Here is a 23,727-nt window from a genome sequence, read left to right on the forward strand (position 1 = left end):
TGGCGGGCGGGTGGGAGCCCCGCCCGCCAGGAGCCGCTCAGTCCTCGTACGCCTCGAGCGGCGGGCAGGAGCACACCAGGTTGCGGTCGCCGTAGGCCTGGTCGATGCGGCGCACCGGCACCCAGTACTTGCCCTCGCGCAGCGACGGCACCGGATAGGCGGCCTCACTGCGGCTGTAGGGGTGCGGCCACTCGTCGGCGCTGACCGACTCGGCCGTGTGCGGCGCGTTGCGCAGCGGGTTGTCGGTCTTGTCGTAGGCGCCGGAGGCCACCTTGGCGATCTCGCCGCGGATGGCGATCATGGCGTCCACGAACCGGTCGAGCTCGGCGAGGTCCTCGCTCTCGGTGGGCTCGATCATCAGCGTGCCGGCCACGGGGAACGACATGGTCGGCGCGTGGAAGCCGTAGTCGATGAGACGCTTGGCCACGTCGTCCACGGTGACGCCGGTCTCCTTGGTGATCTGCCGCAGGTCGATGATGCACTCGTGCGCGACCAGGCCGCCGCGGCCGGTGTAGAGCACCGGGTAGTGCGGGGCCAGCCGGCGGGCGAGGTAGTTGGCCGACAGGATGGCCTGCTGCGTGGCGGCGGTGAGCCCCTCGGCGCCCATCATCCTGACGTACGCGTACGAGATGGGCAGGATGCCCGCCGACCCGTACGGCGCCGCGGAGACGGGCCCGACCGGCGTGCCGCCGCGCAGCGGGTGGCCGGGCAGGTAGGGGGCCAGGTGGGCGCGGACCGCGACGGGCCCGACGCCGGGGCCGCCGCCGCCGTGCGGGATGCAGAAGGTCTTGTGCAGGTTGAGGTGGGACACGTCGGCCCCGAACTCGCCCGGCTTGGCCAGGCCGACGAGGGCGTTGAGGTTGGCGCCGTCGACGTAGACCTGGCCGCCGGCCTCGTGCACCTTGGCGCAGACCTCGGTGATGGACTCCTCGTACACGCCGTGCGTGGACGGGTACGTCACCATGATCGCGGCCAGCGCGTCGCGGTGCTTGTCGATCTTGGCGTCGAGGTCGGTCAGGTCCACGTTGCCGTCGTCGTCGCAGGCCACGACGACGACCCGCATGCCGGCCATGACGGCGCTGGCGGCGTTGGTGCCGTGGGCGGAGGACGGGATGAGGCAGACGTCGCGCTCGCCCTCGCCGTTGGCGCGGTGGTAGGCGCGGATGGCCAGCAGCCCGGCGAACTCGCCCTGGGAGCCGGCGTTCGGCTGGATGGAGACGGCGTCGTAGCCGGTCACCTCGGCCAGCCAGCTCTCCAGCGTGCCGATCAGCTCGCGGTAACCCTCGGACTGCGCCTCGGGGGCGTAGGGGTGCACGGCCGCGAACTCCGGCCAGGTGATGGGCTCCATCTCGGTGGTCGCGTTCAGCTTCATCGTGCAGGAGCCGAGCGGGATCATCGACCGGTCGAGCGCGATGTCCTTGTCCTGGAGCCTGCGCAGGTAACGCAGCATCGCGGTCTCGGAGCGATGCTGGTGGAAGACCGGGTGGGTGAGGTAGTCGCTCTCGCGCAGCAGCGTGCCGGGCAGCGCGTCGGGGGCCTGCTCGGGCTCCATGCCTCCGGTCACGCCGAACGCGGCGCGTACGGCGGCCAGCTCGCCGGCGCCGGTCTTCTCGTCGCAGGCGACGGAGACGTGGTCGGCGTCCACCTGCCAGAGGTTGACGCCCCGCTCGGCGGCGGCGGCGACGACCTCGGCGGCCCTGCCGGGCACGCGGGCGAGCACGGTGTCGAAGAACTCGCCGTGCACGACCTCGACGCCGGCGCCCTTGAGGCTCTCGGCCAGGGCGGTGGCGTGGCGGTGCACCCGGCGGGCGATGCCGCGCAGGCCCTCGGGGCCGTGGTAGACGGCGTACATGCTCGCGATGACGGCCAGCAGCACCTGGGCGGTGCAGATGTTGCTGGTGGCCTTCTCGCGGCGGATGTGCTGCTCGCGGGTCTGCAGGGCCAGCCGGTACGCGGGGTCGCCGTCGGCGTCCACGGACACGCCGACCAGGCGGCCGGGGAGCTGGCGCTGCAGCCCCTCGCGCACGGACATGTACGCCGCGTGCGGCCCGCCGAACCCGAACGGCACGCCGAAGCGCTGCGAGGACCCGACGGCGATGTCGGCGCCCAGCTCGCCCGGGGCCGTGATCAGCGTCAGGGCCAGCAGGTCGGCGGCGGCCACGACGAGCGCGCCGGCCTCGTGCGCGGCGGCGGCCACGGCGCGGAAGTCGCGCAGCCGCCCGGAGGCGCCCGGGTACTGCACGAGCACGCCGAAGCACGCGGGCAGCTCGCCGTCCAGGGAGTGCTCGACGAGCGTGATGCCGAGCGGCTCCGCCCTGGTGGCGAGCACGGCCTTGGTCTGCGGCAGCGCGTCGGCGTCCACCACGAACACGTCGCTCTTGCTCTTGCCGGCCCGCCGGGCCAGTGTCATGGCCTCGGCCGCGGCGGTGCCCTCGTCCAGCAGGGACGCGCCGGCGACGGGCAGGCCGGTCAGGTCGGAGACGACGGTCTGGAAGTTCAGCAGCGCCTCGAGCCGGCCCTGCGAGATCTCCGGCTGGTACGGCGTGTAGGCGGTGTACCAGCCCGGGTTCTCCAGCAGGTTGCGGCGGATGACGGCGGGGGTGACGGTGTCGTGGTAGCCCAGTCCGATCATGGAGGTGAGCACCTGGTTACGGCCGGCCAGGGCGCGCAGTTCGGCGATGGCCTCGGCCTCGCCGATGGCGGCGGGCAGCCTGAGCCGGTCCTTGACCCTGATCGACTCGGGCACGGCGACGGCCACGAGGTCGGCGACGGACTCGAAGCCCACGGCCTCGAGCATGCGCTGCTGCTCGGGCTCGGAGGGGCCGATATGCCTGGACGAGAACGGCGGAGCTGACAGATCGGTCATGGGGTGTGCCTCCCGAGGCTTACGGAGACCGGCGCCGGGGCGCGGGCGAGTGCCGGATCTCCCCCTCTGTCAGCGCGGCCCCACGTGGTGCGCCGCGACCTGAGAGCTTCACCCCTGTGCAGGGCTTGCACCGTCGGTGAGGCACGCCTGGCGGGCGCGCCTGCTTTCCAGAGTTGCCTCGCCCGAGCGGTACCGGTTGCCTGAGAGATTCCGGGGAGGGTTGCTCCTTCGGCGCCCCGGACCGGAAGGACCGGGGACTCTCCCGCACGGGGTCGTCAGCCTTGCTGTCCTAGATTACTACGGTAAGCCGGGATTGCCGTGCACCGCACCCGCCGTTCCGGGCGCACTTCACCGCAGGTCCGGCGGTGAGGGCCGGATGGCGGGTGACGCTCCGTCGCCGCTTCGCGCCGGTGCGTGCCCTGCCCTGGGCAGCGTGCGACCCGGCGCGAACGTGAGAGGCGGGATCAGGTCAGCCGATGCGGCGGGCGCGCCGCCTGCGGGCCAGTTCGTCAGCGGGGTGGTCGGCCGGGACGGTGTCCTCGACCGCCGCGCGTTCCCCCGGCAGCTCCGCGAGGGAGCCCTCGACCTCCCGCCAGACCCGGCCGAGCGCGATGCCGAACACGCCCTGCCCGCCCTGGAGAAGATCTATGACCTCGTCCGCCGAGGTGCACTCGTAGACGCTGACGCCGTCGCTCATGAGCGTGATCTGGGCGAGGTCGGCGACCCCGCGGTCACGCAGGTGCTGGACTGCCGTACGGATCTGCTGCAGCGACACCCCGGTGTCGAGGAGCCGCTTGACGACCTTGAGCACCAGGATGTCGCGGAAGCTGTAGAGCCGCTGCGAGCCCGAGCCGTGCGCGGCCCTGATCGTGGGCTCCACCAGGCCCGTGCGCGCCCAGTAGTCGAGCTGCCTGTAGGTGATGCCGGCCGCGGCGCAGGCCGTGGGCCCGCGGTATCCGATGTCGTCCGGCAGCGCCGTCGGCTGCTCGTCGAAGAGCAGGCCCTGCTCCCCGGCACGCTGCCGCGCGCTCTCGCGCCGCACCGGATCTTCCTGGCCGGCCGTCTTTCCCTCGCCGCTGCTGACCGCCACGCGGACCTCCGGCTTTCTCTCATCCCGTGGCCTGATCTGGGGGTTCGTAAAGGGCGGCCACGGGTTTCACTTGCACCGTAGGACCGTGACCATGCTCAGTCAACGATCCGGCTCGGCGCGTCGTGAAGCGTAAATGCACTGAAATACCTACCCCGCCCTGCCGAAGTCCTCGGGAGTGATCGTGTCAAGGAACTCCCTGAACTTCTCCACCTCGTCCTCCTGGTCGTCGGGGATGATCACCCCGGCCTCCTGAACGACCTCTTCGCTGGCGAAGATGCGCGCCCCCGTGCGCAGGGCGAGCGCGATCGAGTCGGACGGCCGCGCGCTCACCTCCACGCCGTTGGAGAAGACCAGATCGGCGAAGAAGATGCCGTCGCGCAGGGCGACGATGTTGACCGCGCGCAGGCCGACACCCAGGGCGCTCAGCACGTCCCGGAAGAGATCATGGGTGAGCGGCCGCGGCGGCGGCTCCTCCGCCTGGGCCAAGGCGATGGCCGTGGCCTCGGTCATGCCGATCCATATAGGAAGGAACCGCTCCCCGTGTGCCTCCTTGAGCAAGACGATCGGCTGATTTGTGGGCATTTCAACTCGAACGCCCACGACCTCCATCTGCAACACGGGCTGCTCCGTATTCCTGACCGGTCACCCGGCACAGCTCTTCGAACATCGCTTCTGCTGACTGGTTCAATTCAACGTAACACCCAGTGGGCCTGGAATGTGCCCTCGCCTCCCAGCTCGCTCCGGCATCAACGGCCCAGGACCGACCGCACCCCCGTGCGCACAAGGGATGCGTGCAGGTCGAGCAGGAGAATGGACAGTTCGCGGGCGACCTCGTCGGCCTCGCCGATGGCTCCCGGGCGGCGCCGCTTGAGTATCGGGGCGACGGTCTGCTCGACCAGCCCCGCCTCACGCTCGGCCGCCGCCTTGACCGCCCGCAGATGACGGGCGTGCAGGCCGAACCTGGCCAGGGCGCCCACGGCGCGGGCCACCTTGAGCGCCTCTTCGTCGTAGCGCCTGGCCACGGGGACCAGGAGGCCGTAGTCCTCCAGCTCGGTGAGCGTCTCGTCGTCGATGCCCGCCGCCTCGAGCAGCTCGGCCCTGCTGAGCTTGACCTCCTGCGCCTGTTGCACCGCGCGCGGGCGGCCGAAGCTCTCGGCCATCTTGTCCTTGATCACGCGCAGCGGCAGGTAGTGGTCGCGCTGCTCGGTCAGGATGAAGCGCAGCTGCTCGACGTGCAGGTGCGTGAACTTACGGTAGCCGGAGGGGCTGCGCTCGGGCTCGATCAGCCCTTCGCCCTCCAAGAACCTGATCTTGGAGATCGTCACATCGGGGAACTCGCCCTGCAGGAGCGCGAGCACTTCCCCGATGCTCATGTGCGAGCGTGCCGCCTGAGAAGTCATACGCCGGAGTTGCCCCGCATCAGGAAGAGAAGGCGGAACTTGCCGATCTGCACCTCGTCTCCCGAGTGCAAAGGAACCTCCTCGATGCGTTCCCGATTGACATAGGTGCCGTTGAGGCTGCCCACGTCGCGCACGGAGAACTGGCCGCCGCGGTGGCGGTAGAACTCGACGTGGCGGCGCGAGACCGTGATGTCGTCGAGGAAGATGTCGCTCTCGGGATGGCGCCCCGTCGTGGTGAGGTCTTTGTCCAGCCGGAAACGGCTCCCCTGATTGGGGCCCCTGGTCACCGTGAGCAACGCCGTGCCGGGCGGGAGCTGCTCGACGATCGCCCGCTCGGCCAGAAGCATGTCACCGGTCTCAGCCTCGTACGCCTCGATTCCCGCTATGGAGATCGTCGAGGTGGTGTCCCCGGAGACCTCGGGTCTGGTCAGCGGCGACCCACAACGGGAACAGAAACGGGCATCCTCGGGGTTGGCGTGCCCGCACTGCGTGCAGTAGACGCTCGGCATCGATCGGCTCGGCCTCCTACCGCGAAGACGCGGCGACGGTGCTCTGGGCGCGCCTCGCTTCGCTTTTTCACGTTTGCGAATGCCGCAACTTACGCTGATCAGCGGCAAAGGTCAAGGCGGGGCGCTGCACTGTGGTTCGGACGCAGATAAAGTTACCGCCGCCCCCGCCCCGTGGTCCATGCCGCCGCGCGTTTCTACATTACGATCTTGCGGCACTCTCTGGGCACGTCATCGGCGAACACTTTCCGATCACTCTGCGTGAGGGTGTCACCCGGCCGCCTGCTCGACCACGCGGGCCCAGCGTTCGAGCAGGGCCTGGGCGCCGTCCATGTCGCCCGCCTCGGCCCACAGGTCGGTCACCGGGTCGGCGGCGGCGGGCAGCACCAGCACCCAGCTCCCGTCGTCGCGCGCCACGCGCACGCCGTCGGTGGTGTCGACGCGGTGACCGTCGGGCTGGGCCTCGGCCGCCTCGATGACCGAGCGCATGACCGCGCCCTTGGCCGCCCACGGGGTGGGCACCGTCCGCCTGAGCAGCCAGACCTCGGGGATGCGCGCGTCGATCTGGCTGAGCGACAGCCGGGTGCGGGCCACCAGCCCGAGCAGCCGCATGAACGCGGCCAGCCCGTCGATGGCCGGGCTGAACTCGGGCACCACGAAACCGCCGCGCCCGTCCGCGGCGAAGATCATGTCGGGCCCCGCGGCGGCGGAGGTGAGCGCGTCGAGCGCGGTGGGGGTCCACCGCACCTGGACGCCGTGGAAGCGGCAGACCTGCTCGGCGACCCTGGTCGTGGTGACCGGCAGCGCCACCTGGCCGCCCCGCCGCTCGGCGGCCACCAGGTCGAGCACGACGAGCAGGGCGCGTTCCTCGCTGATGAGCTGGCCCTTCTCGTCCACCAGGGCGATGCGCTCCCCCACCGGGTCGAACCGCACCCCGAACGCCGCCCTTGAGGAGCTGACCAGCTCCGACAGGCGCTGCAGGTCGCGGCGGCGCTCGGCCAGCGTCTCGGTGGGCGAGACGTCGTCGAGCCTGGCGTTGACCGTGAGCACCTCGACGCCGACCCTGGCCAGCAGCGTGGGCAGCACCAGCGAGGAGGTGCCGCCCGCGCAGTCGACGACGACCTTCATGTCCCTGACGCCGCTCACGCCGACGTGGCGCAGCAGCTCGTGGGTGTAGTCCTCGACCGCCCGCGCCGGGTAGGTCAGCTCGGCGATCTCTCCGGGGAAGGCGCGGCGGAACTCCTGGCGGGAGAAGACCCGCTCCAGCTTGCGCTGGGCGGCCGGCGGCAGGTCGGCGCCGCGGTCGTCCATGATGACGATGTCCACGCTCTGCGGGTCACCGGGGGTGGTGCGCAGCGCGATGCCGCCGGCCGCCGACACCCTGGCCGTGTGGAAGCGGGTGACGGGCAGCGGAGCGGCCTCCAGGTCGAGGACGTTGATGGCGCCCGCGGTCAGCGCGCCGATGACGGCCCGCTTGAGCGCCCTGGCCGCCAGCGAGCAGTCGCGGGAGGTGACGACGTGCTCGCCCTTCTTCAGGGTGGTGGCGTACGCGCTGGCCAGGCGGACGCACAGCTCGGCGGTGATCTCGACGTTGACCAGGCCGCTGACGCCGCGCGGGCCGAACAGGTTGCGCTGGCCGCGCGACTCCCAGATGACGCTGGTGTTGACCACCGCGCCGGCCTCGATGGTCTTGAACGGATAGACGCGGACGCCGCTGGAGACGTACGCCTCGGCCTCGATGACGCACTCGTCGCCGATGATCGCGTTCTCCTCGATGCGGGCGCCGGCCATCACGTCGGTGCTCTTGCCGATGACGCAGCCGCGCAGGTGGGCGCCCGGCCCCAGGTAGACGTTGTCGTGGACGATCGCGCGGTGCAGGAAGGCGCCCTCGCGGACGACGGCGTTGTTGCCGAGCACGGTGTACTCGCGCAGCTCGGCCCCCGCCTCGACCTTGGCGTAGTCGCCGATGAGCAGCGGGCCCTTGAGCACGGCGTCGGGGTCGACGGAGGCGGAGTCGGCGACCCACACGCCGGGTGAGAGCTCGAAGCCGCCGATGTCGAGGGCGACCCGGCCGGACAGGGCGTCGGCCTGGGCCTTGAGATAGCTGTCGTGGGTGCCGACGTCCTCCCAGTAGCCGTCGGCGACGTAGCCGTAGATGGCGGCGCCGGAGTGGAGGAGGGCGGGGAAGACGTCCGAGGACCAGTCGACGGGCTCGCCGGTGGCGACGGCGTCGAGGATCTCGGGTTCCATGACGTAGATGCCGGTGTTGACGGTGTCGGAGAAGACCTGGCCCCAGGTCGGCTTCTCCAGGAAGCGCTGGACCCGGCCCTCCTCGTCCACGATGATGATCCCGAATTCGAGCGGGTTGGGGACCCTTTTCAGACCGATCGTGACAAGCGCGCCTTTTTCACGATGAAAACGGATCATGTCCGATAAGTCGATGTCTGTCAGGGCATCTCCGGAGAGGACCAGGAAACGGTCGTCGCGCAGGCGGTCGGCGGCGTTCTTGACGCTGCCCGCCGTGCCGAGCGGGACGTCCTCGGTGGCGTACTGCAGGCTCATGCCCAGCTCGTCGCCGTCGCCGAAGTAGTTACGGACGAGGGCGGCGAGGAACTGCAGGGTCACCACGGTCTCGGTCACGCCGTGCCGCCTGAGCAGGCGCAGGACGTGTTCCATGATCGGGCGGTTGACGACAGGGAGCAGGGGCTTGGGCTGGTTGGCGGTCATCGGACGCAGCCGAGTGCCCTCCCCGCCCGCCATGACGACCGCCTTCACCCGATCAGCCCCTTCTGGCCGCCGTTACCAGTTGACGCACCTGTACGACATACAGCGCCCCCGCCCACCAGTACAGGCCCGTTCCCCACAGAGCGAACGCCCACCCGACAATGCGTGCTATTTCGGCATACCACCCGGAGTGCGAGGCAAGGAAGAGCAGGGGGAAGGCGTACATGAGGTTGAACATGGCTGCCTTGCCCAGGAAATGCACTTGAAGTGCCTTATATCCATATTTGCGAAGAACGGGGGCGAAACAGGCGACGAAGACGTCACGGCCCAGGACGACCACGACCAGCCACCACGGGATCACGTCGCGCAGCAGCAGGGCGATGATGGTGGCGAACACGTACAGCTTGTCCGCGGCGGGGTCGATGATCCGGCCCAGCCTGCTCGTCTGGTTGAACGCCCGTGCGATCTTTCCGTCGAGCCAGTCCGTGAAACCGGCGACCGCGAGGATCCCGATGGCCCACCCGTCGGCCTTGGGCCCGAGAACCAGCCAGAAGAACACGGGCACGCCCAGGAGGCGCAGGAAGCTCAGCAGGTTAGGAACCGTCCAGATCCGGTCCTCGGCGGAAGTTTCGCTCACGCAGGAGACCCTACTGCGTGGAACTCCCTCGCAGCGGCCCGCGCTTCCCCCACCTCATCGGCCTCAGGGGATCCCGGCGGCCCGTCAGGTGCGGAGGAAGGCGTGGGTGCGGGCCAGCTCGGTGAAGCCCAGCCGGCGGTAGAAGCGTTGAGGCCAGTCGTCGGCGTCGGCCAGCAGGAAGATCAGGCCGCTCTCTCCCCCGCCGCTCTCTCCCCCTGCGGTCTCTCCCGCGGCGGTCTCTCTCCCGCCGGTCCCTCCCCCGGCGGTTCCGCCCGCGGGCCGATCGGCCGCGCCGCCCGCGCCCCCGCTCCTGCTGCCGGCGAGCAGGGCCGCGGCTTCGGCGAGGAGAGCGGTCATGAGGGTGCGGGCGTGGCCGGCGCCCCGGTGGAGGTGGCCGGTGAAGACGTTCTCGATCTGGGCGACGCCGTCGTGGACGTACAGGTCGGCGCGGGCGGCGATCTCGCCGGACGTGGTGCGTACGCCGTGGAAGCGCACCACGTCGGCGCCCGCCGGGCGGGCCTCGACGCGGCGGGCGAGGCCCTCGATCACCTCTTCCGGGGCCTCGGGAAGCGTGTGGCGCCAGTCGCGGCGCAGGACGGGGAGCAGCTCGTCCGGCTCCAGGCGCTCGGCCGGGGGCGGCGCCTCGGGGAGGCCGCCGGTGAAGGTCATGACGAGCGTGGTCTCCCGCTCGTAGCCGGCGGCGGTGAACACGGGGGCGCAGGCGGTGCCGAGGCGGTCGTCGTCCACGCAGATCAGGCGGTGACCCCGGGTGGCCAGGAGGTCGTCGGCCGCCTTCAGCAGGAGAGCCGGGTCCGCGTCCTCGGTGACGATCAGCTTGTTGTCGTCGTACGAGCCGGGGAAACGGTCGTCGAGCACGGCGAAACCGCCCGGTGCGGGCAGCACGCGGGGCGCGCGGCGGCGGGCGAACCCGTGCAGGAAACCGAGCACCCGCGCCAGGTCGCCGGTGACGGCGGGCGGCTGCTCAGGCGCGCCCGGGTCGCGCCCGGCAGCGGAGGCGGGAGGGAGGTCAGACATCGAGGCCGCGGGCCGCCTCGAGGAAGGATCTGATGAGGTCGGAGTCCTTTTTTCCCGGGGCGGTCTCGACGCCGCTGGAGACGTCGACGCCCCACGGACGGGCGGCGGCGACCGCCTCGGCGACGTTGCCAGGGGCCAGGCCGCCCGCCAGCATCCACTGACCGGAGGGGCGGCCGCGGACCGCCGCCCAGTCCCACGGCTGCCCGGAGCCGGCGTGGGGCGCGTCGACGATGAGCAGGTCTTCGTCGTAGGCGCCGCAGCGCAGGTCGGCCTGCGCGTCCACGGCCCTGACCAGGCGCACCCCGAGGTCCTTGAGCGCGGTGAAGTCGCCGTGGGGGTGCTTGCCGTGCAGCTGGACGGCGCGTACGCCGGAGGTCAGCGCGGCCTCGCGCACGGCCGTCGGGTCCTCGCCGCGGAAGACGCCGACCGTGAGGACGTGGGGCGGGACCAGCGCGGCCAGCTCGGCGGCCCGCTCGGGCGTGATGCGGCGCGGGCTCTTGGTCATGACGAACCCGATGGCGTCGGCGCCGGCCTCGACGGCGGTGGCGACGTGTTCCGGCTCGCTCAGCCCGCAGATCTTCACGTACACGCCTTCGACCTTAGCGGCGGCGGGCCGCCGCCGGTGACCAGACCCAGATGAGCAGCGCGGTGATGAGGCCGAACAGGATCACGCCGTTGGGCAGGTGGGCGCCCAGCCACAGCCAGGTGACGTGCTGGGCGAGGCCGACGACGAACAGCGCCACGCTCGCCAGCGCGGGCCAGCCCGCGCCGCGTCCCGGCCGCCAGAACAGCACCGCCAGGACGATCTGGACGAGCGCCACGAGGTGGACGACCATGCCGGCCATGACGTGGCTCTCACCCATCGACGCCGTCTCGACGGCCTGCCCGGCGAACGACGCCGCGACGACGAGCGCGACGCCCTGCGCGGTGACGGCCAGCCGCAGCCCGTAGAGCAGACCACCGGAGATCCGGTCCGCGCCACCGCTCCGCCGCTCCTGTGAACTGAGGGTCTCCTGCATGGGGGGTCCTTCCGCTACTGCGATCAACGTGCGACCACATGCTCCCGGACCGCCCCCGGCCCGGTCGTCCGCCCACCGGGTGACGCGGGGGTACACCCGCAGGCGGACCCCCGCCCGAGGACGGCGGCCCGGCCGGGCGAGGGGTCAGGGGCGGGGGTGGCGGACCGGGCGGAAGGAGGCGTCCACCAGGCCGGTGCGGTGGGCGATGACGGCGGCCTGAATGCGGTTGCGCAGGCCGAGTTTCTCCATCGCGGCCGCGATGTGGGTCTTGACCGTGGTGACGCCGACGTGCAGCTCCTCGGCGATCTCGGCGTTGGACAGGCCGGTGCCGACCAGGGCGAGCACCTCCAGCTCACGCTCGGTCAGCCCGGGCGGCGCGGCGGGCGCGGCCTGCTCCTCGGCGGCGAGGAAGCGTTCGACGACCCGGCGCAGCACCGAGGGGGCGAGGAGCTGCTCGCCCGCCGCGGCCCTGCGGACGGCCTCGACCATGCGCTCGGGGTCGTCGTCCTTGACGAGGAAGCCGACGGCGCCGGCGCGCAGGGCGGCGTAGACGTTGCCGTCCTCGGCGAACGTGGTCAGCACGACGATCCTGGCACCCGGCCGGGCGGCGAGCACCCGCCTGATGGCCTCCAGCCCGTCGACTCTGGGCATGCGCAGGTCCATGAGGATGACGTCGGGCAGATGCCGCTCGGCCAGGCGGACGGCCTCGGCGCCGTCCTCGGCCTCGCCCACGACCTCCATGTCACCCGTGGCCTGCAGCAGCATGCGCACGCCCGCGCGGACGAGCGCCTGGTCGTCGGCCACCAGCACGCGGATCACGCGGCGCTCCCTGGGGACAGGCGGGTGGGCAGGTGGACGGCGAGCAGCCAGCCGCCCTCGCCGTCAGGTCCCGCGCTGAGGGTGCCGCCGAGGGTGCGGACCCGCTCGCGCATGCCCGCCAGGCCCCGGCCGGAGGAGGGCAGGCGCTCGATGGCGGTCGGCGGGCGGCCGTTGCGGACCTCGACGGCGAGCCCCTCTTCCGAGGGGGTCACGGATACGCGGACCCGGGTGCCTGGGCCGGCGTGTTTGAGCACGTTGGTGAGTCCTTCCTGGACGATTCTGGCCGCGGAGGCGCGGGCGATGAGCGGGGTCTGGTCGGTGGCCGGATCGAGGTCGAGGTCCACGACGAGGCCGGCGGCGGCCATGCGTTCGGCGGACTCGCGGACGACGTCGGCCGGGTTGGCCAGCAGGTCGGGCTGGCGTTCGGGGTCGCGCAGCAGGTCGAGCAGGTCGCGCAGGTCCTGCAGCACCTGGTGTCCCGTCTCGCGGATGTCGTTGAGCGCGTCGGCGACGGGGCCGTCGGGCGCGGTGTAGCGGGCGGCGCTGGCCCGCAGCACCATGGCGCCGACGTGGTGGGCGACGATGTCGTGCACGTCGCGGGCGATGCGCTCGCGCTCGGCGAGCTGGTCGGCGCGCACCTGGGCGACGGCGGCGCGGGCGGCCTCCTCGGCGCGCAGCCGCTCGGACGCGGCGGCGGCGCGGCGCATGCCGAGGTAGCGGCCGATCGCGATGGGCGTGGCGACGAGCGTCATGAGCACGCCGACGCGGAAACCGGTGATGGAGGTGTCGTCACCGACGACGGCGATGGCGGTGAGCAGGCAGCCGGTCAGGTACGCGGCCACCGTCCAGGCCCACGACACCACCCGCATGGCGAACACGCCGATCGCGATCAGGGTGAGGATCACGCAGGTGTTGACCGCCTGGTTGAGGTAGGCGTCGGCGGAGACGAGCAGCACGCCCTGCAGCAGGAAGACCAGCCCGGGCAGCCGCCTGGCGACGCCGAGTGACAGGCCGCCGACCACGGCGAGCAGCCCGACGACCCAGACGGGCTGGGCGCCGGAGTGCCAGGACGTCCACGTGCTGAGCACGGTGATGGCGACGCCGCCGGCGGCGAGCAGCGCGTCGGGGGTGACGTCGCGCTCGTCGAGCCGCTCGGCCGAGCTGCGCAGGTAGCCGCCGAGCACGGCGGGGAAGACGGGCAGCAGCACGGAGTACATCCACGTGTTGCCGGTGAGCGCGATGCCGGGGTCGGCGATGTTGAAGGCGGTGGCGACGATGGCGGCGACGACGGCGAGGGCGGTGGCGCGGGCGCTGGCGAGGTATCCGGCCACGCCGAGCGCCACGCAGAGCAGGATCTGCGCGGTGTTGGAGGTGAACGAGCCGAGCTGGTCGGTGGTGGCGAGCATGGCCGCCAGGTAGAGGGTGACGAGGACCGGCCGGTGCCGGACGAGCCCCATGGGCAGGCCGACCAGCAGCGCCATGGGGATGTTCGCCTCGGCGGGCAGGACGTCGGTGTCGCCCGCGTGTGCCGTGGTCAGCAGGTCGAGGGCCACCCCCGAGGCCGCGAGCAGGACATCGAGCGGCACACCACGCCAACGCATGCACCACACCGTATCCGCACCGCTCCACCGGCTGATCCTCCGCGCGGAGGACCGCGCCTCCTCCAAGTGGCCGCAGGTCCGCCCGGAGGGCGGAGCGATCGGCGGCGACCAGCGCCTACATTCAGGGCATGCCCAACGACACCGCACTGTTCATCGGACAGTTCCTGCGCTCCCCCGCCACGATCGGCGCGGTCGCGCCCAGCTCGCGGCGGCTGGCGGCGGCCGTCTGCGCGCCGATCCCCGAGCGGGGCGAGCCGATCGTGGTCGAGCTCGGGCCTGGCACGGGCGCGTTCACCGCGGAGATCCAGCAGCGGCTGGGCGGCCGGGGTCACCATCTGGCGGTGGAGCTGAACGAGCAGCTGGCGCGGCTGCTGGCCGAGCGTTATCCGGCGGTGGACGTGGCGCACGACGACGCGACGCGGCTGGGCGAGCTGCTCGGCGAGCGCGGGCTGCGGATGGCGGACGTGGTGGTGAGCGGGCTGCCGTGGGCGGCGTTCCCCGATGACGTGCAGCGGGAGCTGCTGGGCGCGGTGACGGGGGCGATGAGCCCGGGGGCGGCGTTCACCACGTTCTCCTACATCCACGCGATCCCGCTCAGCTCGGCGCGGCGCTTCCGCGCGCTGCTGGCCGAGCGGTTCGAGGAGGTCGTGCCGGGCCGTACGGTGTGGCGCAACACGCCTCCCGCCTTCGTCTTCCACGCCCGCAGGCCCCGCTGACGGCCGGGCTGACGGCTCCGCTGGCAACCGGGCTGACGACCGGGCCGACGACCGGGCCGACGATCGGGCTGACGGCCGGCTGGAACGGGCGACGGAGGGAGGAGCGCGGGGTGTCCGGCCGCCCGATCGGCGCCGGGATCGGACGGGCCACGCCTTCGGCCGGGAGCTGCCTGCTCAACCCCTGGCGGCGCGGGCGTCCGGACCGCCCCCGCGGTTTCCCGCCGGCCTGCCGGCCGGCGTGCCCATCGCCGTACGGATCGCGTCCCTGGTCCCGCCATGAGGCGAAGGGTGGACCGGCCGGTGGGCTGGTCGCCGTGAGATGATCACGACGGCTGGATGACCTCCTCCCCCTGTGCGATGGACGCCCGGGCTCCGGGTGCCGGGGCGGCGTTCTCGACCTCGGCGGAAAGCGGCCCTTCGACGTCCACGCGCCCCGACTACCCGAGGGCGGGGGAAGCACACCAGGACGGTGAAAGCCGAGGTCAGCCGAAAGCGGGCGGCCGCTTCCCGCGCAGGGCCCGGACGCCCTCGGCGGCGTCGGGCCCGGTGAAGCCGAGGAACTCCATGGCCAGCGAGGCGTCGAAGGACGGGCCGGCCAGGCGCAGCCAGTTGTTGAGCGAGTATTTCGTCAGCCTGATCGCGTCTTGGGCGCCGGCGGCGAGCCTGACCGCGATCTCCATCGCCTTCTCGTGCACCTCGTCGTCCTCGACGCACAGGCTCACCAGGCCCATACGCTCGGCCTGCTCGCCGGTGACCGGCTCGCAGAGCAGCAGGTGGTATTTCGCCTTGGCCATGCCGCACAGCAGCGGCCAGACGATGGCGGCATGGTCGCCGGCCGCGACGCCGAGCCTGGTGTGGCCGTCGATGATGCGGGCGGTGCGGCCGGCCACGGAGATGTCGGCCAGCAGCGCCACCGCGAGCCCGGCGCCGACGGCGGGGCCCTGGATGGCGGAGACGATGGGCTTGGAGCAGTTGAGCACGTTGTAGACGATGTCGCGGGCCTCGGTGAACACCCGCATCCGGGTGTCGTGGTCGCGCATCATGTCCTCGATCATGGACAGGTCGCCGCCGGCGGAGAACGCGGCGCCCTCACCCCTGACCACGATCGCGCGTACGGACGCGTCGCGGTCGGCGTCGCGCCAGATCTCGCCGAGCTCGCGGTGCGCGGTGGCGTCGACGGCGTTGAGCCTGGCGGGCTCGCTGATCGTGACGCGGAGCACGCCGTCGGCCGGGGTGTCGAGCCGCAGCTTGGTGTAGGCGTCCTTCACAGGTGCTCCCGCAGCCGCTGCGCCACGTAGTCGCGCGCCTCGACGGCCTGGTCGAACAGGCCGGGCAGGCCGAAGAAGCCGTGGATGGCGCCGTCGTACCTGCGCAGCTCGGCGGGGACGCCCGCGTCGGCGAGGCGGGCGGCGTAGCGCTCGCCCTCGTCCCTGAGGACGTCGTATTCGGCGGTGACCACGGTCGCGGGGGCGAGACCTGAGACGTCGGGCAGGCGCAGCGGCGACAGGCGCGGGTCGGCGGGGTCGACGTCGCCGGCGTACCGGCTGACGAACCAGGCCATGTCGGCGGCGTCGAGGCCGTAGCCCTTGGCGTTCGCGGTGTAGCTGGGGGTGTCCATGGCGGCGTCGAGCACCGGATAGACGAGCGCCTGGTGGGCCAGGCGCAGGCCGGCGTCGCGGGCCTGCCAGGCGGCCACGGCGGCCAGGTTGGCGCCGGCGCTGTCGCCGATGACGGCGACGCTGCCGTTGCTCTGGTAGAAGGCCGGGCGGGCGAACAGGTCGCGCACGACCGTCCATGCGTCGTCGGCGGCGGCGGGGAACGGGTGCTCGGGCGCCAGCCGGTAGCCGACGGAGACCACCACGGCGCCGGTGCGGATGGCGAGGTCGCGGCCGATCGCGTCGCTGCGCTTGACGCTGCCGAAGACCCAGCCGCCGCCGTGGAAGTAGACCAGGACCGGCAGGGGCGCGTCGCCCGGGTCGGCGCGGTAGATGCGGATGGGCACGCCCTCGGCCACCTCGTCGCGGACGAACGGCAGCTTGGTCAGCGGCCCCCGGTGGACGGCCATGGGGTCGCTCGCGCGCATCTCCTGGATGGCGGCCAGGTCGAGACCGGCCAGCCCTTCGTCGTCGGAGCCGGCTAGGAACTGGGCGACGTAATCCCGTGCCTGGGGGTGCAGCGGCATGATCAGCAGCCTAGCGGGCCGCCTCGATGAACGCATCGAAGAGCCGGGTGTCGGTGCCGCGTTCGGGGTGCCATTGGACGCCGACGCCGAAGCGGTGCCCCTGCAGCTCGATGCCCTCGACGATCTGATCCTCTGCCCAGGCCACGGCCAGCAGGCCCGTGCCGAGCCTGCGTACGGACTGGCGGTGGGGCGCGCTGACCTCGACGCGGTCGCCGACGGCCTTGCCGAGCTTGCTGGTGACGCTGACCTGGATGACGTGGCCGCCGTCGGGCTCCGCGTGGCGGTCGCTGTCGAGGACGTCGGGCAGCCACGGGATGAGGGTGCCGCCCTGGGCGACGTTGAGCACGTGCATGCCGCGGCCGATGGCGAGGACGGGCACGTCGGCCCGGATGGCGGCCCTGGCCAGGGCCAGCTCGAAGCGGTCGCGGTGGGGCTGCGGCTCGTCGGCCCTGGGGTCCTGCTCGCCGTTGTAGGTGTCGGCGGCCAGCTCGGCGCCGCCGGCCAGGACGACGCCGCGCAGGCCGCTGACGTAGTCGTCGACCGCGCTGGGGGCGATGGGCGGCAGCACGACGGGTGCGCCGCCCGCCCGGCCGACCATCTTGGCGTAGGAGGGGGGAGACAGCACGGCCTCGCGTACCCAGTCGCCCCAGCGGGCGGCCTCGAAGTAGGCGGTGATGCCGATCAGCGGTCGGGACATGCGATCTCCCAAGGGCATGGTGGAGTTCGTACGGCCGCCCTCCGCCGAGGTGCGGGGGCGGCCCCATGCACTCCCCCATCATGGCGCACAGTCTTTCCGATATGTCACCCCTCCTGAAGATCCCCTCGTGCGGCTTGCCTCCCGTCCGACACCCTCTTCCCGGGTTGTCCGGTTAGCCGGGCGCATCCCGCCGTAAGGGTGACGATCATCCCGCCATACACGCATTTTTCGTCGCTCAATATGAAAATTAGTTGTTTTCATATTCGGCGACCGAAATTCCAGAGATCCCGAGCGCGGAGAATGACGGAGCCATTACTGATAGTTCTGCTTCGCGCCGTATTGGGGGGAAACGGTTGTGGCGGGTCATCGCGGGTGTAAGACTCGATTTCGAGCGTACGGACATGCCGGGGAGGGGTCCCGCGCTCACGACCCGGAACGTCAGGGAGGTGAACGGCGAGACCGGAATGCGTTTCCGGTCAAAGGGTGGGGTTGTTTTCATGTCGTTGAATCCGCGCCTGGTGAAGGAGAGTTTCTCCCTCGTCGAACCCGTGGCCGCCAAGGCCACGGCCTACTTCTACGGCCGCTTGTTCGCCGAGAACCCGCACTTGCGAAGCATGTTCCCGCCCGCGATGAACGTGCAGCGGGACCGGCTGTTCAGCGCTTTGACCAGGATCGTGTGGAGCCTGGACAGCCCGGACGGCATGGCGGCCCACCTCGGCCAGCTCGGCCGTGACCACCGCAAGTACGGCGTCGTCGCCGAGCACTACACGGCCGTGGGCAACGCCCTGCTGGCCACGATCCGCCGCTTCGCGGCCGACGTCTGGAACGACGAGATCGAGGCGGCCTGGGTGGCGGCGTACTCGGCGGCCGCCAATCTCATGATCGGCTCGGCCGAGTCCGACTCGGGGGTGTCCCCCGCGTGGTGGCTGGCCGAGGTCGTCGACCACGAGCTGCGCCACCGCGACATCGCGGTCATCACGTTGCGGCCGACGCAGCGGCTGCCGTACACGCCGGGCCAGTACGTCACCGTGCAGACCGCGCGCTGGCCGCGTGTGTGGCGGACGTTCTCCATCGCCAACGCGCCGCGCCCGGACAACATGATCAAGCTGCACGTGCGCTCGGTGCCCGGCGGCTGGGTCTCGACCACGCTGATCAGGCACACCCGCATCGGCGACACGCTCATGCTGGGCCCGCCCATGGGCTCGATGACGCCGCGCGAGCACAGCCCGCGCGACGTGCTGTGCGTGGCGGGCGGCACGGGACTCGCGCCGCTGAAGGCGATCGTGGAGTCCATCATCGCCTCGGGCCGCCGCCCCAACATCCACCTGCTGTACGGCGCCCGCACCTCGGGCGAGCTGTACGACCTGCCGGACCTGATCAGGATGCAGTCGTCGTTCCCGTGGCTGCGGGTGCTGCCCGTGGTCTCGGACGAGCCGGGCTACGAGGGCATGCGCGGCCACCTGCCCGAGGTGACCCAGCGCTTCCACTCCTGGTCGGAGCACGACGTGTACGTGTGCGGCCCCTCCAGCATGGTCAACGAGACCGTGCGCCGCCTCCAGAGTGACGGCGTCCCGCCGGCCCGCATCCACCGGGACGCCGTGCACGGCGAACGCTGACACTCGTGATCGAAAGGTTGACAATCGGGCGTGGAAGAGGCCATCTGGAGGGTGACCCCCCACGCGGAGGTGGAGCGTGCCCCTTCCCGCCCGGCGCCGTACGATCGGCGGACTCGTCGCCCTCGTGGCCGCGGCGTCGCTGATCGCGCCGGCGCCCGCCACGGCGTCCGAGGCGGTCCCCCTCACCGAGATCGGCCCCGAGGTCAGCACCACCGCGCCGCGGCCCGGCCCGCAGGGCGGCGCCGACACCTACCAGTGGGGCGACGTGATCGTGGCGGCGCACCAGACGGGCCGGTTGCCCGACGGAGGCGCGGCCGGCATCGCGTACGCGATGTCCGGCGACGGCGGCGCCACCTGGAGCAGGGGCACGCTGCCCGGGCTCACCACGGCGGCGGGCGGCGTGCACGCGCGCGCCTCCGACCCCTCGGTGGCCTACGACGCCCTGCACGGCGTGTGGCTGATCACCTCGATCGGGCTCACCCAGACCAGCGAGGTGACCGGCGGGGTGACCGGCGGGGTGACCGGCGGGGTCACCGGGGCGGCCGTGCTGACCAGCCGCTCCACCGACGGGGTGGCCTGGTCGCCGCCGGTCGTCACCGCCGTGGGCGGCGACCTGGACAAGAGCTGGGTGGTCTGCGACAACGGGGACGGCAGCCCGTACCAGGGGCAGTGCTATGCCGTGTTCGACGACCACGCCGTGGCGAACGCGATCAGGGTGGCGCGCTCGGTCGACGGCGGCCTGTCCTGGACCGTCGCGGTCACCAGAGCCGGCGGGCTGGGCGGGCAGCCGGCGGTGCGGCCCGACGGGACCGTCGTGGTGCCGTACCTGAGCAACGACGGCGAGATCCGCTCGTTCCGGTCCCGCGACGGCGGGGCGAGCTGGAGCGAGAGCACGCTGGTCTCGCGGGTGGAGCGGCACACGCCGGCGGGCGGGCTGCGGGCGTTACCGCTGCCCTCGGCCGAGACCGACGCCGCCGGCACCGTCTACGTCGCCTGGCACGACTGCCGCTTCCAGCACGGCTGCGCCGGCAACGACATCGTGCTCAGCACGTCGGCCACCGGCGAGCGGTGGGGCGACGTGCTGCGGGTGACCGACGACGGCGGCGACCACGTCATTCCCGGGCTCGGCGTGGACCGCGCGAGCAAGGGCGGGCGGGCGCGGCTCGCGGTGACGTACTACCGCTACGCCGACGCCGCCTGCGTGCCCGCCACCTGCCGCCTCACCGTCGGCCACACCTCCTCGGCCAACGGCGGGGCGAGCTGGTCGGCGCCGCTGGAGCTGCACGGGCCGATGGCGGTCGGCTGGCTGCCGGTCACCGGCCAGGGCAGGACGGTGGGCGACTACATCTCCGTCTCCGTCGTGCCGGGCGGCAACGCCTTCCCCGTCTTCGCCGTCGCCGCGCCGCCCGCCGAGGGCCTGCCCGACGTCCGCACGCACACCGTCACCGGCGGCCTGCCGATCGTGCCGGGCCCCGCACCCCTCGCCTCGATCGAGGCCGCGGTCGCCGCCGGCGAGCCGCCGCCCGCGCTCCCCCTCACCGCCCGCTGACGCGGAACGCCGCCGCCGTCTCCTCGTCGGCCGGCCAGAACGTCTCGATGGCCAGCTCGGAGACCGTGACGTCCATCGGCGTGCCGAACGTCGCGATCGTGGTGAACAGCGACAGCACCCGGTCGCCCGCGGCGATGCGCAGCGGGATGAGGAGGTCGGACGGCCCCACCAGGTGCGCCACGTCGGCCTCGACGCCGGCCCTGTCCTTGTAGGTGTACGCGGCCAGCTCGTCGTGCAGCTCGGCCAGCCGCCCGTCGCCCGACGACTCGGCCTGGCGGCGCAGCTGGCGCAGCAGGTGGCCGCGTACCTCGGCCAGGTTGAGCAGCCGCCCGCCCATCGCGTCGGGGTGCAGCGACAGCCGCATCACATTGACCGGCTCCTGCAGCAGCTCATCGGGCACGCCCTCCAGGAACATCCCGGCCGCCGCGTTGGCCGCCACCAGGTTCCACGCCACGTCCACCACGACCGCCGGATACGGCTCGTGCCCCGCCAGGATCGTGTCCAGCGCCTGGCGGACGGCCTGCAGCTCGGGCGCGCGCACCTCGCGTTCCGGATAGACCGGGGCGAAACCCGCGGCCACCAGCAGCCGGTTGCGGTGCCGCAGCGGCACGTCCAGCTCCTCGGCCAGCCGCGTCACCATCTCGCGGCTCGGCCTGGCCCGCCCGGTCTCCAGGAAACTGACGTGGCGGGCCGACACCCCCGCCTCGATGGCCAGGTCGAGCTGGCTCACCCGGCGCCGCTGCCGCCACGAGCGCAGCAGCGAACCGAAGGACTCCTCATGTACGGCGACCGCTTCCATGCCCCTCACCGTAGCGATCAGAGGGAAGCGTCTCGATTACCCCCCAGGTAAGCGAGACGCTTGCGATCGGAATCGCCCAGTCCTCGGTAACTGTCGGTGGCGCGTGGCACGATGACCGCAAGCGAACATGGGAGCGAAGTCATGAGTGACGCAATGCTCGCGGTCGGCACCCGTAAGGGCCTGTTCCTGGCCCGCTCGACGGGCGGCGGCCCGTTCGAGGTCCAGCCGATCCAGTTCTCCACGGTCGCCGTGCACTCGGTGGCGATCGACACCAGGGGCGCCACGCCCCGGCTGCTGGCCGGCATCGAATACGGCCACTTCGGCCCGTCGGTGATGTACTCCGACGACCTCGGCGCCACCTGGCACGAGGCCGACCACCCGCCCGTCGCCTTCCCGGAGAAGACCGGGGCGACGCTCGCCAAGGTCTGGCAGCTCGCGCCGTCGCCGTCCGAGCCCGACGTCGTCTGGGCGGGGGCCGAGCCGGCCGCGCTGTTCCGCTCGGAAGACCGCGGCGTCACCTATCGGCTGGTCGAGGGCCTGTGGGAGCATCCGCACCGCGAGCGGTGGGAGCCGGGCGGCGGCGGGCTGTGCCTGCACACGATCGTCAACCACCCCACCGACCCCGAGATCATGGCCGTCGCCGTCTCGGCGGCCGGCTTCTACCGCACCCGCGACGGCGGGCTGTCGTGGGAGGCGGCCAACAAGAACATCAGGGCCCCGTTCATGCCGGAGGGCCAGCAATATCCTGAGTTCGGGCAGTGCGTCCACAAGGTGTCGATGCACCCGTCCCGGCCCGAGCGGCTCTACCTCCAGCACCACTTCGGCGTCTACCGCAGCGACGACTTCGGGGCCAACTGGCGCGACATCGGCACCTCGCTGCCGTCCGACTTCGGCTTCCCCATCGCGGTGCACCCGTCGCGGCCCGACACGGTCTACGTGCTGCCGCTCCACGCCGACATGGACCGCACGCCGGTCGGCCACCGCTACCGCGTCCACCGCAGCGACGACGGCGGTGCCACCTGGCAGGCGCGCTCCCAGGGGCTGCCCGACGAGCCGGTCTACTCCACCGTGCTGCGCGACGCGATGACCGCCTCCGACGCCGGGGTGTTCTTCGGCACCCGCTCAGGCGAGGTCTACGGCTCGCGCGACGACGGCGAGACGTGGTCCACGGTCGCCCGCCACCTGCCCGACGTGCTCACCGTGCGTGCGGCGGTGCTCTAGATCATGGCCAGGCCGGTGACGATGGTCGTGTTCGTGCTGCCCAGCTCGCTGCGGCGGTGGGTGAGCGGGCGCCAGGAGGTCGCGGTCTTCGCCGTGGGCGACGACCGCGACTCGCCGCCCACCCTGCGTTCGGCGCTCGACATGCTGCGGCGCACCCACCCCATGCTGGAGGAGCGGCTGCGCGACGAATACGGCCGCATCCGCCGCCACATCAGCATGTTCGTGTGCGGGGAGAACTCCAGGGGGCTCGGCGGCCTCGACTGCGCCATGCCGCCGGGCGCCGAGGTCTACGTGCTGCCCGCCCTCGCCTGATCCCCCGGGGTCAGACCTTGCGCCAGCCCGGGATCCAGGCCCCGTCCTCGACGACGTAGTCGCCGAAGAGGGCGGGGGCCTCCTCGCGCATCAGCTCGCCGATGCGCTGGAACAACAGGCGGATCTCCTCCTCCGCGCCGGCCGCGGTGCGGGCCTCGATGGTGTGCCGCAGGGTGCGCACGTTCGCGGTCCACACCAGGCCGGTCGCCACGCCCTCGGGGGCGAAGCGCCGCATGAACGACGTGCGGTGCTTCTTCTCGGAGAACGGCACGCCCTCCTCGTCGAGCCCGAAGTGGCCGGCCATCCAGATCTGGAACCGCTCCAGCTCCTCCAGCACGGCCGTGGCCCGCCGCATCAGCTCGTCGTCCTCGCGCGCCCACTCGGGAAACCAGAACGGCAGCTCGTCGAGGCGGACGAAGCGCAGTGACTCCTGCGAGATGGCCACGCCGGGCCGGTGGCGTACCAGCTCGTGGGTCAGCACCCGGCTGACGTCGTGCAGCACGAAGCTGAAGCTCACGTGCTCCAGGACCGAGCCGTGGGCGCTGGCCAGGATGTTGCGCAGGTAGTCGTCCTGGTTCTCCCTGATCTTCGTTACGTTGGGGTTGAGGCCAGGCTCGAACGAGCGGTAGCAGAGCCGGCCGGCGAACTCGGCGAGGTTCTGCGCGTCGAGGTCGCCGCGGTCGAGCCGCTCCAGCCAGCTCTCCCCGCCGACCTCGGCGAGGTAGCGGGCCAGCTCGTCGTAGTCGAGCGCCGGGCGGGCGACGATGAAGACCTCGGGTTCGGCAGTGCGCATGGGAGCCCCCGCTCGGTTTCCGCAGTGAGACGCCTGACCAGGGCTCGGCACCCGCCGCCCCCCTCGCATGGTGCGGCGGGCGCCTGCCCAGGTCAACCCGCGTGCGCGGGCCGTCGCCCGGCGGTCACCCGGCGGTCACCCGGTC

22 protein-coding genes and 1 riboswitch are annotated in these 23,727 nt (G+C 72.1%); of the genes, 5 read left to right on the plus strand and 17 right to left on the minus strand.

Translation table 11 applies throughout. From position 1 onward, the window contains the following. Positions 1–37: 37 nt before the first annotated feature. The 12 genes from gcvP to AB0K12_RS33795 all read right to left on the minus strand — a co-directional run bounded on the left by gcvP (position 38) and on the right by AB0K12_RS33795 (position 13,697). Positions 38–2,866 (minus strand): aminomethyl-transferring glycine dehydrogenase, encoded by a 2,829-nt coding sequence (gene gcvP / locus AB0K12_RS33740; protein WP_364570449.1) that lies wholly within the window; start codon positions 2,864–2,866, stop codon positions 38–40. Between the two features lie 177 nt (positions 2,867–3,043). Further along, a riboswitch (glycine riboswitch) is annotated at positions 3,044–3,141 on the minus strand. Positions 3,142–3,335: 194 nt separating this feature from the next. Then, positions 3,336–3,956, minus strand: a complete 621-nt coding sequence (locus AB0K12_RS33745) for a MerR family transcriptional regulator (RefSeq protein ID WP_345403573.1) — start codon at positions 3,954–3,956, stop codon at positions 3,336–3,338. A 147-nt stretch (positions 3,957–4,103) separates the two neighbouring features. Next, positions 4,104–4,574 carry a bifunctional nuclease family protein gene (locus AB0K12_RS33750; RefSeq protein WP_090771501.1) on the minus strand — a complete coding sequence of 157 codons (471 nt, stop codon included), beginning with the start codon at positions 4,572–4,574 and terminating at the stop codon, positions 4,104–4,106. 128 nt (positions 4,575–4,702) lie between these two features. Next, entirely contained in the window at positions 4,703–5,329 is a 627-nt protein-coding gene (locus AB0K12_RS33755; protein WP_364570453.1) for a MerR family transcriptional regulator, read from the minus strand. A 23-nt stretch (positions 5,330–5,352) separates the two neighbouring features. Then, the gene (locus AB0K12_RS33760) at positions 5,353–5,865 is read right to left on the minus strand and encodes an FHA domain-containing protein (protein ID WP_364570456.1); all 513 of its coding nucleotides are present in this window, start codon (positions 5,863–5,865) and stop codon (positions 5,353–5,355) included. Between the two features lie 267 nt (positions 5,866–6,132). Next, positions 6,133–8,637, minus strand: coding sequence for a mannose-1-phosphate guanyltransferase (locus tag AB0K12_RS33765; protein ID WP_364570459.1), 2,505 nt, complete (start codon positions 8,635–8,637; stop codon positions 6,133–6,135). 4 nt (positions 8,638–8,641) lie between these two features. After that, positions 8,642–9,223 carry a CDP-alcohol phosphatidyltransferase family protein gene (locus tag AB0K12_RS33770; RefSeq protein WP_364375929.1) on the minus strand — a complete coding sequence of 194 codons (582 nt, stop codon included), beginning with the start codon at positions 9,221–9,223 and terminating at the stop codon, positions 8,642–8,644. A gap of 84 nt (positions 9,224–9,307) precedes the next feature. Further along, positions 9,308–10,258 carry a hypothetical protein gene (locus AB0K12_RS33775; RefSeq protein ID WP_364570463.1) on the minus strand — a complete coding sequence of 317 codons (951 nt, stop codon included), beginning with the start codon at positions 10,256–10,258 and terminating at the stop codon, positions 9,308–9,310. Beyond that, the gene (locus tag AB0K12_RS33780) at positions 10,251–10,847 is read right to left on the minus strand and encodes a phosphoribosylanthranilate isomerase (RefSeq protein ID WP_364570466.1); all 597 of its coding nucleotides are present in this window, start codon (positions 10,845–10,847) and stop codon (positions 10,251–10,253) included. Before AB0K12_RS33780 ends, AB0K12_RS33775 begins: the two co-directional genes overlap by 8 nt. A gap of 10 nt (positions 10,848–10,857) precedes the next feature. Then, on the minus strand, positions 10,858–11,277 hold the full coding sequence (locus AB0K12_RS33785) for a hypothetical protein (RefSeq protein ID WP_364570469.1): 420 nt from the start codon (positions 11,275–11,277) through the stop codon (positions 10,858–10,860). 144 nt (positions 11,278–11,421) lie between these two features. Continuing rightward, positions 11,422–12,096, minus strand: a complete 675-nt coding sequence (locus AB0K12_RS33790) for a response regulator transcription factor (RefSeq protein WP_355422561.1) — start codon at positions 12,094–12,096, stop codon at positions 11,422–11,424. Then, complete coding sequence (locus tag AB0K12_RS33795; protein WP_355422563.1) at positions 12,093–13,697, minus strand: histidine kinase; 1,605 nt, start codon at positions 13,695–13,697, stop codon at positions 12,093–12,095. The genes AB0K12_RS33790 and AB0K12_RS33795 overlap by 4 nt, the downstream gene beginning before the upstream one ends. 128 nt (positions 13,698–13,825) lie before the next feature. Between AB0K12_RS33795 and AB0K12_RS33800 the strand changes: the two genes are divergently transcribed. Then, entirely contained in the window at positions 13,826–14,413 is a 588-nt protein-coding gene (locus AB0K12_RS33800; RefSeq protein WP_364570474.1) for an SAM-dependent methyltransferase, read from the plus strand. A gap of 482 nt (positions 14,414–14,895) precedes the next feature. Here the strand turns inward: AB0K12_RS33800 and AB0K12_RS33805 are convergent, their stop codons facing one another. Genes AB0K12_RS33805 through AB0K12_RS33815 form a run of 3 tightly spaced genes read right to left on the minus strand, consistent with a single transcriptional unit; the run spans position 14,896 to position 17,292 of the window. Further along, positions 14,896–15,681, minus strand: a complete 786-nt coding sequence (locus AB0K12_RS33805) for an enoyl-CoA hydratase/isomerase family protein (RefSeq protein WP_364570477.1) — start codon at positions 15,679–15,681, stop codon at positions 14,896–14,898. Beyond that, complete coding sequence (locus AB0K12_RS33810) at positions 15,678–16,595, minus strand: alpha/beta hydrolase (RefSeq protein ID WP_364570480.1); 918 nt, start codon at positions 16,593–16,595, stop codon at positions 15,678–15,680. Before AB0K12_RS33810 ends, AB0K12_RS33805 begins: the two co-directional genes overlap by 4 nt. 10 nt (positions 16,596–16,605) lie before the next feature. After that, positions 16,606–17,292, minus strand: a complete 687-nt coding sequence (locus AB0K12_RS33815; RefSeq protein ID WP_364570483.1) for a gamma-glutamyl-gamma-aminobutyrate hydrolase family protein — start codon at positions 17,290–17,292, stop codon at positions 16,606–16,608. A 497-nt stretch (positions 17,293–17,789) separates the two neighbouring features. Here AB0K12_RS33815 and AB0K12_RS33820 point away from each other — a divergent pair, with 497 nt between their 5' ends. Both AB0K12_RS33820 and AB0K12_RS33825 read left to right on the plus strand, forming a co-directional pair. Continuing rightward, positions 17,790–18,908 (plus strand): globin domain-containing protein, encoded by a 1,119-nt coding sequence (locus AB0K12_RS33820; protein WP_364570487.1) that lies wholly within the window; start codon positions 17,790–17,792, stop codon positions 18,906–18,908. Between the two features lie 76 nt (positions 18,909–18,984). Then, complete coding sequence (locus tag AB0K12_RS33825; protein ID WP_364570490.1) at positions 18,985–20,457, plus strand: sialidase family protein; 1,473 nt, start codon at positions 18,985–18,987, stop codon at positions 20,455–20,457. Here the strand turns inward: AB0K12_RS33825 and AB0K12_RS33830 are convergent. Beyond that, on the minus strand, positions 20,444–21,256 hold the full coding sequence (locus tag AB0K12_RS33830) for a helix-turn-helix transcriptional regulator (RefSeq protein ID WP_364570493.1): 813 nt from the start codon (positions 21,254–21,256) through the stop codon (positions 20,444–20,446). The genes AB0K12_RS33825 and AB0K12_RS33830 overlap by 14 nt on opposite strands. Before the next feature lie 141 nt (positions 21,257–21,397). On the opposite strand from AB0K12_RS33830, the gene AB0K12_RS33835 reads away from it, so the two are divergent. Continuing rightward, positions 21,398–22,477, plus strand: a complete 1,080-nt coding sequence (locus AB0K12_RS33835) for an exo-alpha-sialidase (protein ID WP_364570496.1) — start codon at positions 21,398–21,400, stop codon at positions 22,475–22,477. A gap of 3 nt (positions 22,478–22,480) precedes the next feature. Further along, positions 22,481–22,789: a molybdopterin synthase sulfur carrier subunit gene (locus AB0K12_RS33840; protein WP_345403508.1), complete on the plus strand. Its 309-nt coding sequence runs from the start codon at positions 22,481–22,483 to the stop codon at positions 22,787–22,789. Between the two features lie 10 nt (positions 22,790–22,799). Here AB0K12_RS33840 and thyX read toward each other — a convergent pair whose 3' ends face one another. After that, positions 22,800–23,582, minus strand: a complete 783-nt coding sequence (thyX, locus tag AB0K12_RS33845) for an FAD-dependent thymidylate synthase (protein WP_364570500.1) — start codon at positions 23,580–23,582, stop codon at positions 22,800–22,802. Positions 23,583–23,727: the final 145 nt, after the last annotated feature.

The sequence above is a fragment of the Nonomuraea sp. NPDC049419 genome (assembly GCF_040676995.1).
GTDB classification, from domain to species: domain Bacteria; phylum Actinomycetota; class Actinomycetes; order Streptosporangiales; family Streptosporangiaceae; genus Nonomuraea; species Nonomuraea salmonea.

What these genes read in the sequence shown, in the direction of transcription:
- gcvP (WP_364570449.1), bottom strand. Translation starts at nt 2,866, where the DNA reads ATGACCGATCTGTCAGCTCCGCCGTTCTCGTCCAGGCATATCGGCCCC.
- AB0K12_RS33755 (WP_364570453.1), bottom strand. Translation starts at nt 5,329, where the DNA reads ATGAGCATCGGGGAAGTGCTCGCGCTCCTGCAGGGCGAGTTCCCCGAT.
- AB0K12_RS33760 (WP_364570456.1), bottom strand. Translation starts at nt 5,865, where the DNA reads ATGCCGAGCGTCTACTGCACGCAGTGCGGGCACGCCAACCCCGAGGAT.
- AB0K12_RS33775 (WP_364570463.1), bottom strand. Translation starts at nt 10,258, where the DNA reads ATGTCTGACCTCCCTCCCGCCTCCGCTGCCGGGCGCGACCCGGGCGCG.
- AB0K12_RS33785 (WP_364570469.1), bottom strand. Translation starts at nt 11,277, where the DNA reads ATGCAGGAGACCCTCAGTTCACAGGAGCGGCGGAGCGGTGGCGCGGAC.
- AB0K12_RS33795 (WP_355422563.1), bottom strand. Translation starts at nt 13,697, where the DNA reads ATGCGTTGGCGTGGTGTGCCGCTCGATGTCCTGCTCGCGGCCTCGGGG.
- AB0K12_RS33800 (WP_364570474.1), top strand. Translation starts at nt 13,826, where the DNA reads ATGCCCAACGACACCGCACTGTTCATCGGACAGTTCCTGCGCTCCCCC.
- AB0K12_RS33810 (WP_364570480.1), bottom strand. Translation starts at nt 16,595, where the DNA reads ATGCCGCTGCACCCCCAGGCACGGGATTACGTCGCCCAGTTCCTAGCC.
- AB0K12_RS33815 (WP_364570483.1), bottom strand. Translation starts at nt 17,292, where the DNA reads ATGTCCCGACCGCTGATCGGCATCACCGCCTACTTCGAGGCCGCCCGC.
- AB0K12_RS33820 (WP_364570487.1), top strand. Translation starts at nt 17,790, where the DNA reads ATGTCGTTGAATCCGCGCCTGGTGAAGGAGAGTTTCTCCCTCGTCGAA.
- AB0K12_RS33830 (WP_364570493.1), bottom strand. Translation starts at nt 21,256, where the DNA reads ATGGAAGCGGTCGCCGTACATGAGGAGTCCTTCGGTTCGCTGCTGCGC.
- AB0K12_RS33835 (WP_364570496.1), top strand. Translation starts at nt 21,398, where the DNA reads ATGAGTGACGCAATGCTCGCGGTCGGCACCCGTAAGGGCCTGTTCCTG.
- AB0K12_RS33840 (WP_345403508.1), top strand. Translation starts at nt 22,481, where the DNA reads ATGGCCAGGCCGGTGACGATGGTCGTGTTCGTGCTGCCCAGCTCGCTG.
- thyX (WP_364570500.1), bottom strand. Translation starts at nt 23,582, where the DNA reads ATGCGCACTGCCGAACCCGAGGTCTTCATCGTCGCCCGCCCGGCGCTC.